Source organism: Massilia sp. CT11-137 (assembly GCF_047302885.1).
Lineage (GTDB): Bacteria > Pseudomonadota > Gammaproteobacteria > Burkholderiales > Burkholderiaceae_D > Telluria > Telluria orientalis.
Genome location: NZ_JBKYMP010000002.1, coordinates 1,417,041 through 1,431,371 on the forward strand (window position 1 = coordinate 1,417,041; position 14,331 = coordinate 1,431,371).

The 14,331-nt window shown below is 64.3% G+C and carries 16 protein-coding genes; 12 read left to right on the forward strand and 4 right to left on the reverse strand.

Features of this window, described 5'->3' with window-relative positions; genetic code table 11:
- Nucleotides 1–60 precede the first annotated feature (60 nt).
- Together ACEN98_RS23025 and ACEN98_RS23030 are read left to right on the forward strand one after the other, a co-directional pair.
- The gene (locus ACEN98_RS23025; protein WP_413387268.1) at nt 61–1,851 is read left to right on the forward strand and encodes an acyl-CoA dehydrogenase; all 1,791 of its coding nucleotides are present in this window, start codon (nt 61–63) and stop codon (nt 1,849–1,851) included.
- A gap of 170 nt (nt 1,852–2,021) precedes the next feature.
- Nucleotides 2,022–2,747 (forward strand): hypothetical protein, encoded by a 726-nt coding sequence (locus ACEN98_RS23030; RefSeq protein ID WP_413387269.1) that lies wholly within the window; start codon nt 2,022–2,024, stop codon nt 2,745–2,747.
- A gap of 17 nt (nt 2,748–2,764) precedes the next feature.
- Here ACEN98_RS23030 and ACEN98_RS23035 read toward each other — a convergent pair whose 3' ends face one another.
- A complete protein-coding gene (locus ACEN98_RS23035) occupies nt 2,765–3,178 on the reverse strand; it encodes an NINE protein (RefSeq protein ID WP_413387270.1) in 414 nt (137 codons plus the stop codon).
- 203 nt (nt 3,179–3,381) lie between these two features.
- Here ACEN98_RS23035 and rpsP point away from each other — a divergent pair, with 203 nt between their 5' ends.
- The 10 genes from rpsP (at nt 3,382) to ACEN98_RS23085 (ending at nt 12,091) form a co-directional block, all read left to right on the forward strand.
- Nucleotides 3,382–3,630, forward strand: a complete 249-nt coding sequence (gene rpsP, locus ACEN98_RS23040; RefSeq protein ID WP_036238507.1) for a 30S ribosomal protein S16 — start codon at nt 3,382–3,384, stop codon at nt 3,628–3,630.
- Nucleotides 3,631–3,695: 65 nt separating this feature from the next.
- Nucleotides 3,696–4,226 carry a ribosome maturation factor RimM gene (rimM, locus tag ACEN98_RS23045; protein ID WP_413387272.1) on the forward strand — a complete coding sequence of 177 codons (531 nt, stop codon included), beginning with the start codon at nt 3,696–3,698 and terminating at the stop codon, nt 4,224–4,226.
- 26 nt (nt 4,227–4,252) lie between these two features.
- A complete protein-coding gene (gene trmD, locus ACEN98_RS23050; RefSeq protein WP_413387273.1) occupies nt 4,253–5,014 on the forward strand; it encodes a tRNA (guanosine(37)-N1)-methyltransferase TrmD in 762 nt (253 codons plus the stop codon).
- Nucleotides 5,015–5,103: 89 nt separating this feature from the next.
- Nucleotides 5,104–5,487, forward strand: coding sequence for a 50S ribosomal protein L19 (gene rplS / locus ACEN98_RS23055; RefSeq protein WP_413387274.1), 384 nt, complete (start codon nt 5,104–5,106; stop codon nt 5,485–5,487).
- 60 nt (nt 5,488–5,547) lie between these two features.
- Nucleotides 5,548–6,213, forward strand: a complete 666-nt coding sequence (locus ACEN98_RS23060; RefSeq protein WP_413387275.1) for a CoA pyrophosphatase — start codon at nt 5,548–5,550, stop codon at nt 6,211–6,213.
- Between the two features lie 215 nt (nt 6,214–6,428).
- On the forward strand, nt 6,429–7,388 hold the full coding sequence (locus ACEN98_RS23065; protein WP_413387276.1) for a CobD/CbiB family protein: 960 nt from the start codon (nt 6,429–6,431) through the stop codon (nt 7,386–7,388).
- Between the two features lie 113 nt (nt 7,389–7,501).
- Nucleotides 7,502–7,846 (forward strand): DUF3579 domain-containing protein, encoded by a 345-nt coding sequence (locus ACEN98_RS23070; protein ID WP_056129044.1) that lies wholly within the window; start codon nt 7,502–7,504, stop codon nt 7,844–7,846.
- Nucleotides 7,847–7,908: 62 nt separating this feature from the next.
- The gene (locus ACEN98_RS23075; protein ID WP_056129047.1) at nt 7,909–8,358 is read left to right on the forward strand and encodes a CBS domain-containing protein; all 450 of its coding nucleotides are present in this window, start codon (nt 7,909–7,911) and stop codon (nt 8,356–8,358) included.
- A gap of 67 nt (nt 8,359–8,425) precedes the next feature.
- A complete protein-coding gene (locus ACEN98_RS23080; protein ID WP_413387277.1) occupies nt 8,426–11,158 on the forward strand; it encodes a M16 family metallopeptidase in 2,733 nt (910 codons plus the stop codon).
- 150 nt (nt 11,159–11,308) lie between these two features.
- Complete coding sequence (locus ACEN98_RS23085; protein WP_371764849.1) at nt 11,309–12,091, forward strand: SDR family oxidoreductase; 783 nt, start codon at nt 11,309–11,311, stop codon at nt 12,089–12,091.
- Nucleotides 12,092–12,102: 11 nt separating this feature from the next.
- Here the strand turns inward: ACEN98_RS23085 and ACEN98_RS23090 are convergent, their stop codons facing one another.
- From ACEN98_RS23090 to ACEN98_RS23100, 3 genes are read right to left on the reverse strand one after another with little or no spacing between them, the layout of a single operon-like run.
- Nucleotides 12,103–12,360 carry a hypothetical protein gene (locus tag ACEN98_RS23090; protein ID WP_371764848.1) on the reverse strand — a complete coding sequence of 86 codons (258 nt, stop codon included), beginning with the start codon at nt 12,358–12,360 and terminating at the stop codon, nt 12,103–12,105.
- Nucleotides 12,361–12,383: 23 nt separating this feature from the next.
- The gene (locus tag ACEN98_RS23095; protein WP_036238498.1) at nt 12,384–13,124 is read right to left on the reverse strand and encodes a GntR family transcriptional regulator; all 741 of its coding nucleotides are present in this window, start codon (nt 13,122–13,124) and stop codon (nt 12,384–12,386) included.
- A 55-nt stretch (nt 13,125–13,179) separates the two neighbouring features.
- Nucleotides 13,180–14,247, reverse strand: coding sequence for a flavodoxin family protein (locus tag ACEN98_RS23100; protein ID WP_413387278.1), 1,068 nt, complete (start codon nt 14,245–14,247; stop codon nt 13,180–13,182).
- Nucleotides 14,248–14,331: the final 84 nt, after the last annotated feature.

Genomic DNA, 14,331 nt, shown 5'->3' on the forward strand with positions numbered 1-14,331 from the left:
TTCCCGCCTTTTTTGCGCCCGACGATTGACGTTTACGTAAAGAGAAACTAGGAGACTGCGGTGACCTACAACGCCCCCCTGAAGGACATGCTGTTCGTCGTGAACGAACTGGCCAACCTGTCCGAGATCAACCAACTGCCCGGCTGCGAAGACGCGACGCCCGACACCGTCGAAGCCGTGCTGGAAGAGAACGCGAAGTTCTGCGGCGAAGTCGTCGCCCCGCTGAATCATTCCGGCGACAAGGAGCCGAGCTACTGGCACGACGGCCAGGTCACGACGTCGAAAGGTTTCAAGGAAGCGTTCCGCGGCTTCGCGGACGCTGGCTGGCAGGGCGTGCAGCACCCGGCCGAATTCGGCGGCCAGGGCCTGCCCAAGCTCGTCGCCACGCCGTGCATCGAGATGCTCAACAGTGCGAACATCGCGTTCGCCCTCGTCGGCCTGCTGACGGACGGCGCCATCGAAGCGCTGCTGACGGCCGGCAGCGCCGAGCAGAAGACCCGTTTCATCGAGCCCCTGATTACCGGCAAGTGGACCGGCACGATGAACCTGACGGAGCCGCAGGCCGGTTCCGACCTCGCCGCCGTGCGCACGCGCGCCGTGCCGCAGGGCGACGGTACCTATAAAATCTTCGGCACCAAGATCTTCATCACCTACGGCGAGCACGACATGGCCGAGAACATCATCCACCTCGTGCTGGCGCGCACGCCGGACGCGCCCCCGGGCGTGAAGGGGATCTCGCTGTTCATCGTGCCGAAGTTCATGGTCAATGATGACGGTTCGCTGGGCGAGCGCAACGACGTGCATTGCGTGTCGATCGAGCACAAGCTGGGCATCAAGGCGAGCCCGACCGCAGTGCTGCAGTTCGGCGACCATGGCGGCGCGATCGGCACGCTCGTCGGCGAAGAGAACCGCGGCCTCGAATACATGTTCATCATGATGAACGCGGCCCGCTTCGGCGTCGGCATGCAGGGTATCGGCCTGGCCGAGCGCGCGTACCAGCAGGCCGTCGCGTTCGCGAAGGAGCGCGTGCAGTCGCGCGCCGTCGAAGGTTCCGCCGGCCCCGTCGCCATCATCCACCACCCGGACGTGCGCCGCATGCTGATGTCGATGCGCGCGCAGACGGAAGCGGCGCGCGCGCTGGCCTACGTCGGCGCGGGCCTCTCGGACCTCGCGCACAGCCATCCGGACGAAGCGACCCGCAAGGCCAACCTGGCCGTGTACGAATACCTCGTCCCCGTGATCAAGGGCTGGTCGACGGAGATGAGCGAGAACGTCGCCCGCGACGGCGTGCAGGTGCATGGCGGCATGGGCTTCATCGAGGAGACGGGCGCCGCGCAGCACTACCGCGACGCCAAGATCCTCACGATCTACGAAGGCACGACCGCGATCCAGGCCAATGACCTCGTGGGACGCAAGACCGTGCGCGACGGCGGCGCCGTGGCCAAGTCCATCCTGGCGCAGGTGCGTGCGACCGAGGCGCAGCTGGGCGATGCCCAGGACGCGGACTTGGCGGCAATCCGCGCGCAGCTGGCGGCCGGCAGCGCGGCGCTGGAAGCGGTCGTCGACTACGTCGTGGCGAACACGAAAGCCGACCCGCGTGCCGTGTTCGCGGGCAGCGTCCTGTATCTGAAGCTGGCCGGCGTCGTGCTGGGTGGCTGGCAGATGGCGCGTGCGGCCCTCGTGGCCCGCCAGAAGCTGGACGCCGGCGATGGCGACGCGGCGTTCTACCGCGCCAAGATCGCCACCGCGCGCTTCTTCGCGGACCACGTGCTGGCGCAGGCGGATGGGCTGCGCCACGCGATCGTGGACGGTGCCGCCGGCGTGCTGGCGCTGGACGTCGAGCAGTTCTGACGGCTGGATGTGATCTCGAAGCGGCCTGCGGGCGGCTTTTTTCATGGGCCGCAGCAGGCGATTTGTTGCGTACTGCCGACCGCTGCTCTGCGTTTGATGCCCGTCATGCATAACGGGTAAGCGACGCTCCTAGAATCGATTCGTCGCATCCACAATCGAAGGAGCGCCCCATGAATCCCCTGAAGCCTGGCAAGGTATTACCGATCGCCGTCGCCGGCGCCGCATTGTGCGCGCTGGTGGCCTGCGGCGGCGGCAGCGACGCCACCCCCACGACGGCCGCGAACGATCCGCCGGCGGTGCCGAGTCCCACGCCCGCGCCGACACCGACGCCGGCGCCGACACCGACACCCGCCCCGGCGCCGCAGCCGCCCGACGATCCCGCGCCGCCGACAGACATCGTGCTGGAGCCGGGCTACACCAAGCTCTATACGACCCTGGACAGCAGCCCGCACTGGCCGGCGTGGAGCCATACGGGTACGGCCGTCGTGGACGGCGTAGGGTGCGCGAAGAACGAGGATTACCACATCCACGCGCTCCTCTCGATCTACCAGGACGGCGTACGGCTCGGCTTGCCGGATTCGATCGGGCGCGGCAGCGGCTGTTCGTACGAAATGCACACCCACGACATCACCGGCATCCTGCACATCGAGACGGATGTGCCCAAGGTCTTCACGCTGGGGCAGTTCTTTGCGTTGTGGGGACAGCCGCTCGGCACCGCGGCGGTGGCGGGGCTGCCCGGCACGCCGACCTATTACGTGATCGACAAGGAGCAAGTAACGCGCTTCACGGGCGACCCTGCCACGATCGTGCTGAACGCGCACCGCGAGATCGTGATCGTGACGGGCACGCCGCCGGTGCAGGTGCCGCGGTATGACTGGAGCGCGACCGGCCTGTGAAGCTGATGCCGAGCTGGTCAGCCGTACGCGCCGCCCGTGTAGAGCAGGTCGAACAGCCGCGAGATGGTGGCGATGAGTGCCGTCGTGCCCACCAGCATCGTGACCACGACGAGCAGGATCACGAACCAGTGCGACGCGGAGCGGCGGCTGGAGTTGCGGTTGTAGCGGGCATCCCATTTCTCGTCCGGCGTGAGGCCGAGGATCAGTGCTTCGCCGAAGCCGACGAGCCAGGACAGGATCAGGGGCAGCAGGACCCAGAACGGATTCGGCGCGTGGCCGAGGCCGTACACGAGGCCGGCCGCCGGAAGGCTGCAGACGTGGAGCAGGCCGAGGCGGTCGACGCTGCCCTTGAGATAGAAGCGGTGCGCGCCGAGTCCGCCGAGCAGGAAGGCGAGGGTGGTGGCGAAGGTCTTGTTCTTATGTTGCGACATCGACTGTTTGTTGAAAGGAAAGCCATCAGTATCGTCCAAAAGCGGCCGCCATAGTGGCGGAGTGTCGCGAAATCGGCGATAATCTTGGATTCGGCCGGGACTGCGCGCCAGCGTTCTTGGTTTTTATGTAAATGCTTGCTGATGCAGGATAGAGCGCGCTATAATCGTCGGCTTTCTCCGTCCAGCTTACTTTTGGAAATATTATGGTCGTTATTCGTTTAGCTCGTGGTGGTGCCAAGAAGCGCCCGTTCTACAACATCGTTGCAACCGACTCGCGCAATCGCCGCGACGGCCGTTTCATCGAGCGCATCGGTTACTACAACCCGATGGCTTCGGGCAAAGAAGTCGCCCTGAACGTCACCGCTGACCGCCTGTCGTACTGGCAAGGCGTGGGCGCACAGCTGTCGCCGGCTGTTGCTCGCCTGGTGGCTACGCAAAAGGCTGCTGCTTAATACAGCGAAGGTTCTACGGTTTGACCGATTCTGCAGCACATTCGACATCGGTATCCGCGCAAGCGGTGCCTGACGACCTGATCCAGGTCGGCCACATCACCGGTGCCTACGGGCTCCGGGGCGGCGTCCGCGTGACGCCCTATTCGATGGATGCGGATGCGCTGCTGAGCGTCAAAACCTGGTGGATCGACAAGCCGTCGCTGCGTACCGTGCAAGTGCGGAACGCGAAATACCACAGCGGCGACGTGACGGCCACGCTGGTCGAAGTGACCGACCGCGAAGCGGCCGAGGCGCTCAAGGGTGCCACGGTGCAGGTCTCGCGATCGGACTTTCCGGAACTTCCGGAAGACGAGTATTACTGGACCGACCTGATCGGCTTGGATACGGTCAACTTGCAGGGCGAAGCGCTCGGCAAGATTTCCGACATGATGCACAATGGCGCGCAGTCCATCCTGCGGATCACGCCCGTGCCCGATCCGAACGCCGCTCCCGATGCGAAAGCGCCGGAGCGGCTGGTGCCGTTCGTGGACCAGTACGTCAAGACGGTCGACTTGCAAGCCAAAGTGATTACCCTGGACTGGGGCCTGGATTATTGATCCCGTCCACCTGAAGCGAGGTCTCGATGCAGTTTGACGTCGTGAGCTTGTTTCCCGAAATGTTTGCCGCATTGACGCAGTCGGGCGTGACCCGGCGCGCGCACGAGCAGGGCCTGTGGAATTTGTCGATCTGGAATCCGCGCGATTTCACGACGGACCGCCACCGCACCGTGGACGATCGCCCGTATGGCGGCGGTCCCGGCATGGTGATGCTGGCCAGGCCGCTCGAAGCGACGATCAACGCGGCGAAGCAGCGCCAGATCGACATGGGCTTGCCCGCACCGCGCGTCGTGTTCATGTCGCCGCAAGGCAAACCGCTGACGCACGAACGTGTGATGGGCTTGAAGAACGAGCCCGGTCTCGTCGTGCTGTGCGGACGCTACGAAGCGGTCGACCAGCGTTTGCTGGACCGTGTCGTCGACGAGGAAATCTCCCTCGGCGATTTCGTGCTGTCCGGCGGAGAACTCCCTGCGATGGCGCTGATGGATGCCGTGGTGCGGCTGTTGCCCGGTGTACTGGGCGACGACGCGTCCGCAGTCGAAGACAGTTTTGTCAACGGCTTGCTGGATTCGCCGCATTACACGCGTCCGGAAGTTTACGAAGGCGACGCCGTGCCGCCCGTACTGATGGGCGGCAACCACGCCGAGATCATGAAGTGGCGTCGACAGCGCATGCTGGAGGCGACCGCGAAGAAACGGCCGGATCTGCTGGACAAGGCGCGTGGCGCCGGTCTGCTGACGAAGGCCGACGAGCAGTTTCTCGCAACCTTGCAAAAGGTCGCGGAATAAAGGCGGTGCCCATCGGGGTACCGCATGTCTAATCCCATCCTCTACCGGGCATCGAACGCGCCGGCAAGATGGTAATAGGAGTCATAAAAATGGATCTGATCCAGCAACTCGAGCAAGAAGAAATTGCGCGCCTCGGCCGCAACATCCCTGATTTCGCACCGGGCGACACCGTCGTCGTCAGCGTCAACGTCGTCGAAGGCAACCGCAAGCGCGCCCAGGCATACGAAGGCGTCGTCATCTCGCGTCGTAACCGCGGCCTGAACTCGAACTTCATCGTTCGCAAGATCTCGTCGGGCGAAGGCGTCGAGCGTACGTTCCAGCTGTATTCGCCGCTGATCGCTTCGATCGAAGTGAAGCGTCGTGGTGACGTGCGTCGTGCGAAGCTGTACTACCTGCGCGAGCGTTCGGGCAAATCGGCACGTATCAAAGAGAAACTGCCGACCCGCAAAGCCGCTACCACTGCTGCGCAGTAATAGCGATTGCGGTAGGGAAAAGGCATCCGGTCGGATGCCTTTTTCTTTTGGAGAAAGCCCTTGGCAAAACTGCATATCGATCCCAAGCGCCTGCCCGTCGACGCCATCGCCGGCGAGCCCGCCTTGCCGGCCGAGCGCCTGGACGTCGCCTGGCTGCGCGAACGCCTCGCCCATCCGCCGTCGTGGGCGCCGGAGTTGCCCGAGGACATGCGCCAGCGCTTCCCCACGTTGCGCCGCGCGGCCGTCCTCGTGCCCCTCGTGCGCCGGCCGGACGGCCTCACGGTCTTGTTGACGCAGCGCACCGAACACCTGAGCAACCACGCGGGCCAGGTCAGCTTTCCCGGCGGCCGTGCGGAAGAGGACGACTCGTCGCCCATCGAGACCGCGCTGCGCGAGACGGAGGAAGAGATCGGCCTCACGCGCCGCCACGTCGAGATCGTCGGCGTGCTGCCCGACCACGTCACCGCGTCCGCCTACATCGTCACCCCCGTCGTGGGCCTCGTCACGCCGCCGTTCGACCTCACGGCCGAATCGAACGAAGTGGCCGACATCTTCGAAGTGCCCTTGCGGTTCCTCATGGATGGCATGAACCACCAGATCATGTCGTTCGACCTGCCGGACGGCGCCGGCCGCCGCAGTTTTTATGCGATGCCGTACGAACGCTTCTTCATCTGGGGCGCCACAGCAGGTATGCTCCGCAATCTGTTTCATTTGTTACGCGCCTGACCAGGCACGTCGAAAAACCTGCTGCGCGTTGCATATTGGCGGGGGCGCCTAGCCCTGCGATGCTCACTGTACTTTCGTACAGCTGCGCTTCTCGGCCAAATCTGCTGCCGCTCGCGACGGTTTTTCGAGGTGCCTTAAAGGGCATGGACTCCAGTCGGTCTCTGCGCTACCCTAGCGGGCAATGAAGTAAGGCAACAACGTACAAAGGACCGTGCATGACATTTTTCTCCATTCTGTGCGCGCTGCTCATCGAACAGCTGAAGCCGCTGCGCGCGGATAACCAGATCTACGCCGAGATCAAGCGCTTTGCCATGAAGATCGAGAGCTGGTTCAATGCCGGCCAGGTCAGTCATGGCCGGCTGGGCTGGTTCCTGATGATGGCCGTGCTGATGGTGCCGACGGCCGTCATCTACGGTGTCCTCGTGCACTACCGCTTCGTGTTCGCCGCGTTCGCCTGGAACGTGCTGATCGTCTACCTCACGCTCGGTTTCCGCCACTACAGCCATTACTTCACGTCGATCCAGTTCGCCCTCAATGCGGGCGACGAGGCGACGGCGCGGACACTCCTGGCCGAGTGGGCCAGGATCGACACGGTCGGCATGGATGCCACCGAGATCGCCCGCATCGCCGTCGAAAAATCCCTGATCACGACGCACCGCAACGTGTTCGGCGTGTTCTTCTGGTTCCTGATGCCGCTGGGCCCGGCTTGCGCCGTCATGTACCGCGTGTCCGAATATCTCGCGCGCGCGTGGAACGAGCCGGATCACATGCGCAACGAGGCGTTCGGCCAGTTCGCGGCCCGTGCGTTCTACTGGATCGACTGGATTCCCGTGCGCCTGACGGCGATCGCGTTTGCGGTGGTCGGCAATTTCGAGGATGCGATCTATGCGTGGCGCAATTTCGCCAATCGTTGGGCCGACGAATCGAAAGGCATCATCCTGGCCGCCGGCGGCGGCGCGATGGGCGTGCGCCTCGGCAGCCCGGCCGAGAACGCACCGCACGTCCTGCCGGCCGACGCGGCGACGGTCGACAGCACCGCCAGCGAGGACGACATGCTGCCCGGCGACGAGCCGAGCGTGCGCGCACTGCAAAGCACGGTCGGCCTGGTCTGGCGCGCGCTGTTATTATGGATGCTGCTCCTGCTGCTGTTGTCGGGCGCAGTCCTGCTTGGCTGATGTCCATCGTGCCGGTCCGACCAGAGCCGGCACAAGGGGCTCGTCCGCAGGTCTTCTATAAGATATAATAGTCGGGTTGTTCTCATCCACGCCTTTGTTTCAGAAGCCGCACTATGGCCGACTCACCGCAAACCGGGAAAGGCGCCGACGAATTCTTCATTCTCGGCGTGACAAGTAAGGGCAGGCAATTCCGCCCGAGTGACTGGGCCGAGCGTCTGTGCGGCGTCATGTCGTGTTTCCGGCCGGCCGGCAGCGGTGGTCCGAACGCCCACCTGAAGTTCTCGCCCTACGTGCACCCGACCGTCGTGAACGGTGTCAAGGCGGTCGTCGTGAACAACGCCCTCAAAAGCATCGAACCGCTGGCCTACCACTTCGTGTGCAATTTCGCCAAAGACAACGACCTGCAAGTCGTCGAGGCGTGCTTCGTCCCACCTGCGGACGAAAAGAAGAAGTCCTGATCTACCTCAAACTCCGATCAATGCACCATGGGTAGCTTTAACGCTTGACGTTGGAGCTCGCCATGGAAGTCGGAAAACTCTGCACGGTCGACACCGTCTGCTGCGCCCGCGATGAAAGCGTGCAGGGCGCGGCCTTACTCATGCGCAAACATCACGTGGGCGACATCGTCGTCGTCGACGACGTCGATGGCGAACGCACGCCCGCCGGCATCGTGACGGACCGCGACATCGTCGTGTCCGTCGTCGCCCTCGGCCTCGATCCGGCCGGCCTGCAGGTCGGCGACATCATGACGGACGACCTGCTCACGGCCGACGAGCACGACGACGTCTCCGTCACCATCGAACGCATGCGCCTGCGCGGCATCCGGCGCGTGCCCGTCGTGGGCGAGGGCGGACGCCTGGCGGGAATCGTCAGCGCGGACGACCTGCTCGGCTTCCTCGCCGAGGAAATGGAAGACCTCGCCCGCATCAGTCCCTACCAGCAACAGCACGAACGCCGGGTGCGGCAATAATGGTAAGCCTGGCCTAAGTACCCGTCTGTTACCATGTCCCGAGGACAACAGTAACTGACGGAGTGACATGAGCTTGACGTTTTTCCAGCGCGGCCTGGCCGCTTATACGGTCGCGGGCGGCCTGACGTTCATCGCGACCGGCAACGCCTTCGCCTTCGACCTGCCCAAGGGTGTCGTGCAAGGCCCGTCCGTCGAAGGCATCACGGAATACCGGCTGCCGAACGGCCTGAAAGTGCTGCTGTTCCCCGATTCGTCGCGACCCACCGTCACCGTCAACGTCACGTACCTCGTCGGCTCGCGCCACGAGAATTATGGCGAGACGGGGATGGCCCACCTGCTTGAACACCTGATGTTCAAGGGCAGCCCGAAGCATCCCGACATCACGCGCCAGTTCCAGGACCGCGGCATGCAGTTCAACGGGACGACGTCGCTCGACCGCACGAATTACTACGAGGTGTTCCAGGCGTCCGACGATAACCTGAACTGGGCGCTGGGCATGGAAGCGGACCGCATGACGCATTCCAGCATCGCCAGGAAGGATCTCGATTCCGAAATGACGGTCGTGCGCAACGAGTACGAAAACGGCGAGAACTCGCCGGGCGCCGTCCTCATGAAGCGCATGCAGAGCGTGGCCTACGACTGGCATTCGTATGGCCGCTCGACGATCGGCAACAAGAGCGACATCGAGAACGTCAGGATCTCGAACCTGCAGAATTTCTATCACACGTATTATCAGCCGGACAATGCCGTGCTGCTCGTCGCGGGCAAGTTCGATCCCGCGAAGACCCTGCTGTCGATCAATCGCCTGTTCGGCGCGATCCCGAAGCCGAAACGCACGTTGCCGGAATTCTGGACCGTCGAGCCCACGCAGGACGGCGACCGTACGTTCACCGTGCGGCGCCAGGGCGACGTGCAGATCGTCGCGCTCGGCTACAAGGTGCCGTCCGGCCTGCACGACGACAGCGACGTGCTGAGCTTCGCCTCGACCATCCTCGGCGATTCGCCGACGGGCCGCCTCCACAAGCTGCTCGTCGAGACGGGCAAGGCGAGCCAGGTATTCGCCTATGGCCAGACGGGCTATGCGCCCGGCCTGCAATACTTCGGCGCTGTGGTGAAGAAGGACGCGCCGCTCGAACCCGTGCGCGCCGCCCTCACGCAGGCCGTGGAAGAGTTCGCCAAGAACCCGCCGACCCCGGAAGAGATGGAGCGCACGAAGCGCACCTTCCTGAACGAATTCGAGCGCAGCCTGAACGATCCGCAGCAGGTCGGCGTCGCGCTGTCGGAAGTGATCGCGCTGGGTGACTGGCGCCTGTTCTTCGTCGGCCGCGACCGTGTCAACAAGATTACGTCGGAACAGGTTGCCGCGGCAGCGGGGCGCTATTTCAAGCGCGATAACCGCGTCACGGGCGAGTTCATCCCGGACGACAATCCGCAGCGCGCCGTGATCCCGCCCGCGCCCAGCGTGCAAAGCCTGCTCAAGGATTTCAAGCCGCGGGCATCCACCCTGAGCGCCGAGGACTTCGATCCGAGCCAGGCCAACATCATGAAACGCACGACGCTGACGACGGCGGGCGGCGTGAAACTGGCCTTGTTGCCAAAGAAGAACCGCGGCCAGACGGTCACCGTCGACCTGCGCCAGCACATCGGCGACGAGCAGAACCTGTTCGGCAAGGCGGCGCTGCCGGGGCTGACGAACGCGATGCTGATGCGCGGCACGACGAAGTACGACCGCGTGCAGTTGGCCGACGCCTTCGACAAGCTCAAGATTTCCGGCAGCCTCACGCACTTCCAGACGACGCGCGACAACCTGCCCGAAGCGCTGAAACTCGTCGCCCACGTGTTGCGCGAACCGAGCTTCCCTGCTGCCGAATTCGAACAATTGCGCCAGCAATCGATCGTCGGGCTGGAAGCGAGCCGTAGCGAGCCGACCAACGTGGCATCGCGCGCGCTGAACGAGCATTTTGATATTTATCCCAAGGGTGATATTCGCCACGAAACGACGCTCGAGGAAGATCTTGCGGACATCAAGGGCGCGACGCTGGACCAGGTCAAGGCCTTCCACCGCGATTACTACGGCACGGTACCGGCCGAGATGGCCATCGTGGGCGATTTCGATGCGCAGGCGATCACGCCCCTCGTCGACCAGCTGTTCGGCCGGTGGAAGGCCCCGATGCACGTGGCACCCGTGCTGCGCAAGAACGGCGACATCGCGCCCATCCATACGTTCCTGAATACGCCCGACAAGGAAAACGGCTTTTATACGGCGCGGATCAATGTCGATCTCAACGTGGAAGATCCGGATTACCCGGCGCTGATGCTGGCCGATTACATCTTCGGCGGCGGCGGGATGCGCTCGCGCCTGATGGACCGCATCCGCCAGAAAGAAGGGCTGTCGTACGGCGGCGGCTCGAATCTCGTCGCCGGCGACCTCGACCGTGCAGGCATGTTCGCGATCAGCGCCATCGCCGCGCCGCAGAACCTGGCCAAGGTCGACGCCGCCGTACGGGAGGAACTCCTGCGCGTGCTCAAGGATGGCTTCACGACGGCGGAACTCGCTGGCGCCAAGTCGGGTCTGATGCAACAGAGGATCCAGAACCGTGCAGACGACGGCGCGCTGGCCGCCGGCTGGACGTCGTACATGTACCGCGGCCGCACCTTCGAGTGGTCGGCCGAGTTCGAGCAGCGTTTGATGGCCGTCACCTTGCCCCAGCTGAACGCGGCGTTCCGCAAGGCGGTCGACCCCGCGAAGATGTCCGTCGTCATGGCTGGAGACAAGGCAAAAGTGAAACCTGCACCCTGATTGCAACACTCGGCCGTTCATACGCTTGCAGAATGGCTGAGAAACTTGGTCATTGCCCGGGACGGGCGCTATCATGTTGCCTGAGCGCAGTATTGCTTGTAGGAAGCAAAGCTTGCGCAAGGATATTGAAAAGGAAGCATGATGAAGGGCATGACCAAGCAGACTCCGAGCGGCATTTCGTATGCAGGCAAGGTAGTGCTGGTAACCGGCGGTGCCAGCGGCATCGGCCGGGCGACGGCGCTGGCATTCGGGCGCGCGGGCGCCTGTGTCGTCATCGCCGACACGTCGGTCGACGGCGGCCACATGACTGCGGCGCTAATCGTCGAAGCGGGCGGCAAGGCGCTGTTTGTGAAATCCAATGTCACGGTCGCGGCGGACGTCGAGGCCTTGATGGACAAGGCGGTCGGCCATTACGGCCGCATCGACTGCGCCGTCAATGGCGCCGCTGTCGAGGAAGAATACCTGCCGCTGGCCGAAGGCGAGGACGACCAGTTCGACCGCATCATGGGCGTCAACGTCAAGGGTGTCTGGCTGTGCATGAAGAGCCAGCTGCGCCAGATGCTCAAGCAGGAAGGCGGCGGCGTGATCGTCAACATCGCGGACGCCGGCGGTCTCGTGGCGGCACCGCACCGCGCCATCTACTCGGCGTCCAAGCACGCCGTCGTCGGCCTGACGAAGAGCGCGGCCGTCGAATACGCCAAGGACGGCATCCGCGTCAACAGCGTGTGCCCGGGCGCCGTCAAGACCCCGATGCTGGCGCGCATGCTCGAGCGCGAGCCGGGGCGCGACAAGAAGCTCAAGGCGGCGCATCCGATGGGCCGCATCGCCGACCCGTCCGAGATCGCCAACGCGGCGCTATGGCTGTGCTCGGAGCAGGCGTCGTTCGTCACCGGCCACCAACTGGCCATCGATGGCGGCCTGACGGCGATCTGACGGGCGCCTGCCTACCGTTTCTTGTGGGTGGCGCGCTGTTGCTTCGCTTGCGTGCTCACCCGGGCCTGGCGTGCCTTGTATAACGCCACGGCATCCTCGCGCGCACGCGTGAGCGTCCGCATGTCCGGATGGTCGTCGTGCGGCGAAAAATACTCGGCCGCCTGCGCGTCGACGACGAGCTTGATGGCGGTGGCGTCGTCGAGGTCGTACAGCTCGGTCAGCAGGGTGGCGACTTCGTCGAGATAGGCTTCGTAGGTCAGGTTGGTCATGGTGTTGTTGTTGTAAAAGTTGATCAGCCGGCGCTCAGCTCGGCCACGAAGTCGTACATGTCGCCCCGAAAATAGGAGCGGCAGAATTCCACGGCCTGGCCGTCCGGCAGGAAGCCCAGCCGTTCCACGCACAGTCCCGCATCGCCTTCCTTCGATTGCAGCAGCTTCGCCTGCTCGGCGTTCAGCAGCAGGGCGGACAGGCGCTGCAGCGCGCGCACGGGACGCTTGCCGTTCGCTTCCAGCGCTTCGTACATCGACACGTCCACCGCGTCCAGCGAGGGCAGGGCGGACGCGGCAATGGTCGCGTATTCCAGGCACATCGGCATGTCGTCGGCGTAGCGGATGCGGTTGAAGCGATAGACGGCGGCGCCCGGCGACAGGCCGAGACGCAGTGCTTCTTCCGGCGTCACCAATCCTTCCGAACGCTTGAGCCAGACGCTGCGCGGCGTGCGGCCACGCGATCGCATGTCTTCCGAGAACGACGTCAGCTTGGCGAAATTCTTCTCGATGCGCGTGTTGATGAAATTGCCGGATCCGGCGCGGCGCACGAGCAGGCCTTCCTCGACGAGGCCGTCGATTGCCTTGCGCACCGTGATGCGCGAGATGTCCAGTTCGGCCGCGAGCTGGCGCTCGGCCGGCAACGCTTCCGCCGGGCCGTAGACGCCGCGGTCGATCGCGTCGCGCAGGGCGCGCTGCAATTGCTGGTAGAGCGGCAGGTTGCTGGTGGCGGAAAGCTGATGCATCAGCTGCGCGAGGTGGGACATGCGGCGGGGTTCATTGGCAAGCGATCCCGGGATGATACCAAAAAAAGACCGCCCATCACTTCGGCCGGGGATTGGCCAGCTTCCGGTTCGGCTGCAGCAGCTTGCCCGAGCGCACCGCCGCGACGGCCGCCGACACGGAGCGCGCCACGTTGCGCACCTCTTCCTGGAACGCCGTGTCCTTGTCGAGCGTGTCGTGGCTTTCGGCATACGATTCGTAATAGCCGACGTAGCGGTCGAGCAGGGCAGTGGGGCCCGCGTCGATCAGGCCCATCCAGTCGAGCCAGTCGGACAGCGAGCGCCGCGTCGATTCGATGCCGGCCACGTCGCCATGCACGACGAGGCCGTAGACGCGGCCCGCGAGATGCTTCGGATAGTCCCAGTCCTGCTCCAGCACCTTCGCTTCTTCCGCCTTTTTGCCGTGCGTGGAGGTGGGATCGGGGTTGCCGCCGTCGGCGCACACGAGCCGGTCGATCATCAGCTTCAGCACGGATGGCGACTGGTACCAGTACGTGGGCGTGAGGATGATGACCCCGTGTGCGGCCACCCAGCGCTCGTAGATCTCGTTCATCCAGTCGTTTTCCTGGTTCAGCGAATGGTTCGGGTAGCAGCTGCACGGCCAATGGCACAGCGGCATCGCCGTCGACACGCAGGCCTTGCACGGGTGGATGTGGCGGTCGTAGTCGGAAATGAGGCGCGACAGGTCGAGCAGATCCGTCTCGATGCCCTCGGCCGCGATGGTGGCCTCGCACAACTGCGCGAGCCGCCACGTCTTCGAGATCTCGCCCGGGCAACTGCCGTCGTTGCGCGCCGCGCCATTGATCAAGAGGATGCGGTGCGGCGTCGCCGGATCTTTCTGGCGGGCCTCGGCGGCCAGCAGGCGGTCGTGCGCCTCTTTCCATTCGGCGGATAAGTCGTAGTCCGGGTCGGCGAACCCGGGGCCGGCCTTCACCGTGATCGGCGCCTTGTGCGAATCAATGTAGGCGCGCCACGCGACCTCTTCGACGGCCGCCAGTTCTTTCGCGACGGCCTGGTAGGCGGGATCGTAGAAGTCGCGCGAAAAGACGAGATGAAATTCGTCGCGGTTCAGTTTCGCGGGCGCCTGGCCCTTGCGTACGGTCGTCATGGCCGCCCTTTCCAGAAGAGTTGCGGCGATTATCGGCCGCATGCTCCGGCTCTGCCCGTACGGTAATTCACACAGACGAAAAAA

Coding starts and splice junctions, on each gene's coding strand:
- ACEN98_RS23030 (WP_413387269.1), top strand. CDS start 2,022: ATGAATCCCCTGAAGCCTGGCAAGGTATTACCGATCGCCGTCGCCGGC.
- ACEN98_RS23075 (WP_056129047.1), top strand. CDS start 7,909: ATGGAAGTCGGAAAACTCTGCACGGTCGACACCGTCTGCTGCGCCCGC.
- rpsP (WP_036238507.1), top strand. CDS start 3,382: ATGGTCGTTATTCGTTTAGCTCGTGGTGGTGCCAAGAAGCGCCCGTTC.
- ACEN98_RS23080 (WP_413387277.1), top strand. CDS start 8,426: ATGAGCTTGACGTTTTTCCAGCGCGGCCTGGCCGCTTATACGGTCGCG.
- ACEN98_RS23100 (WP_413387278.1), bottom strand. CDS start 14,247: ATGACGACCGTACGCAAGGGCCAGGCGCCCGCGAAACTGAACCGCGAC.
- trmD (WP_413387273.1), top strand. CDS start 4,253: ATGCAGTTTGACGTCGTGAGCTTGTTTCCCGAAATGTTTGCCGCATTG.
- ACEN98_RS23035 (WP_413387270.1), bottom strand. CDS start 3,178: ATGTCGCAACATAAGAACAAGACCTTCGCCACCACCCTCGCCTTCCTG.
- ACEN98_RS23070 (WP_056129044.1), top strand. CDS start 7,502: ATGGCCGACTCACCGCAAACCGGGAAAGGCGCCGACGAATTCTTCATT.
- ACEN98_RS23085 (WP_371764849.1), top strand. CDS start 11,309: ATGACCAAGCAGACTCCGAGCGGCATTTCGTATGCAGGCAAGGTAGTG.
- ACEN98_RS23095 (WP_036238498.1), bottom strand. CDS start 13,124: ATGTCCCACCTCGCGCAGCTGATGCATCAGCTTTCCGCCACCAGCAAC.
- rplS (WP_413387274.1), top strand. CDS start 5,104: ATGGATCTGATCCAGCAACTCGAGCAAGAAGAAATTGCGCGCCTCGGC.
- ACEN98_RS23065 (WP_413387276.1), top strand. CDS start 6,429: ATGACATTTTTCTCCATTCTGTGCGCGCTGCTCATCGAACAGCTGAAG.
- ACEN98_RS23090 (WP_371764848.1), bottom strand. CDS start 12,360: ATGACCAACCTGACCTACGAAGCCTATCTCGACGAAGTCGCCACCCTG.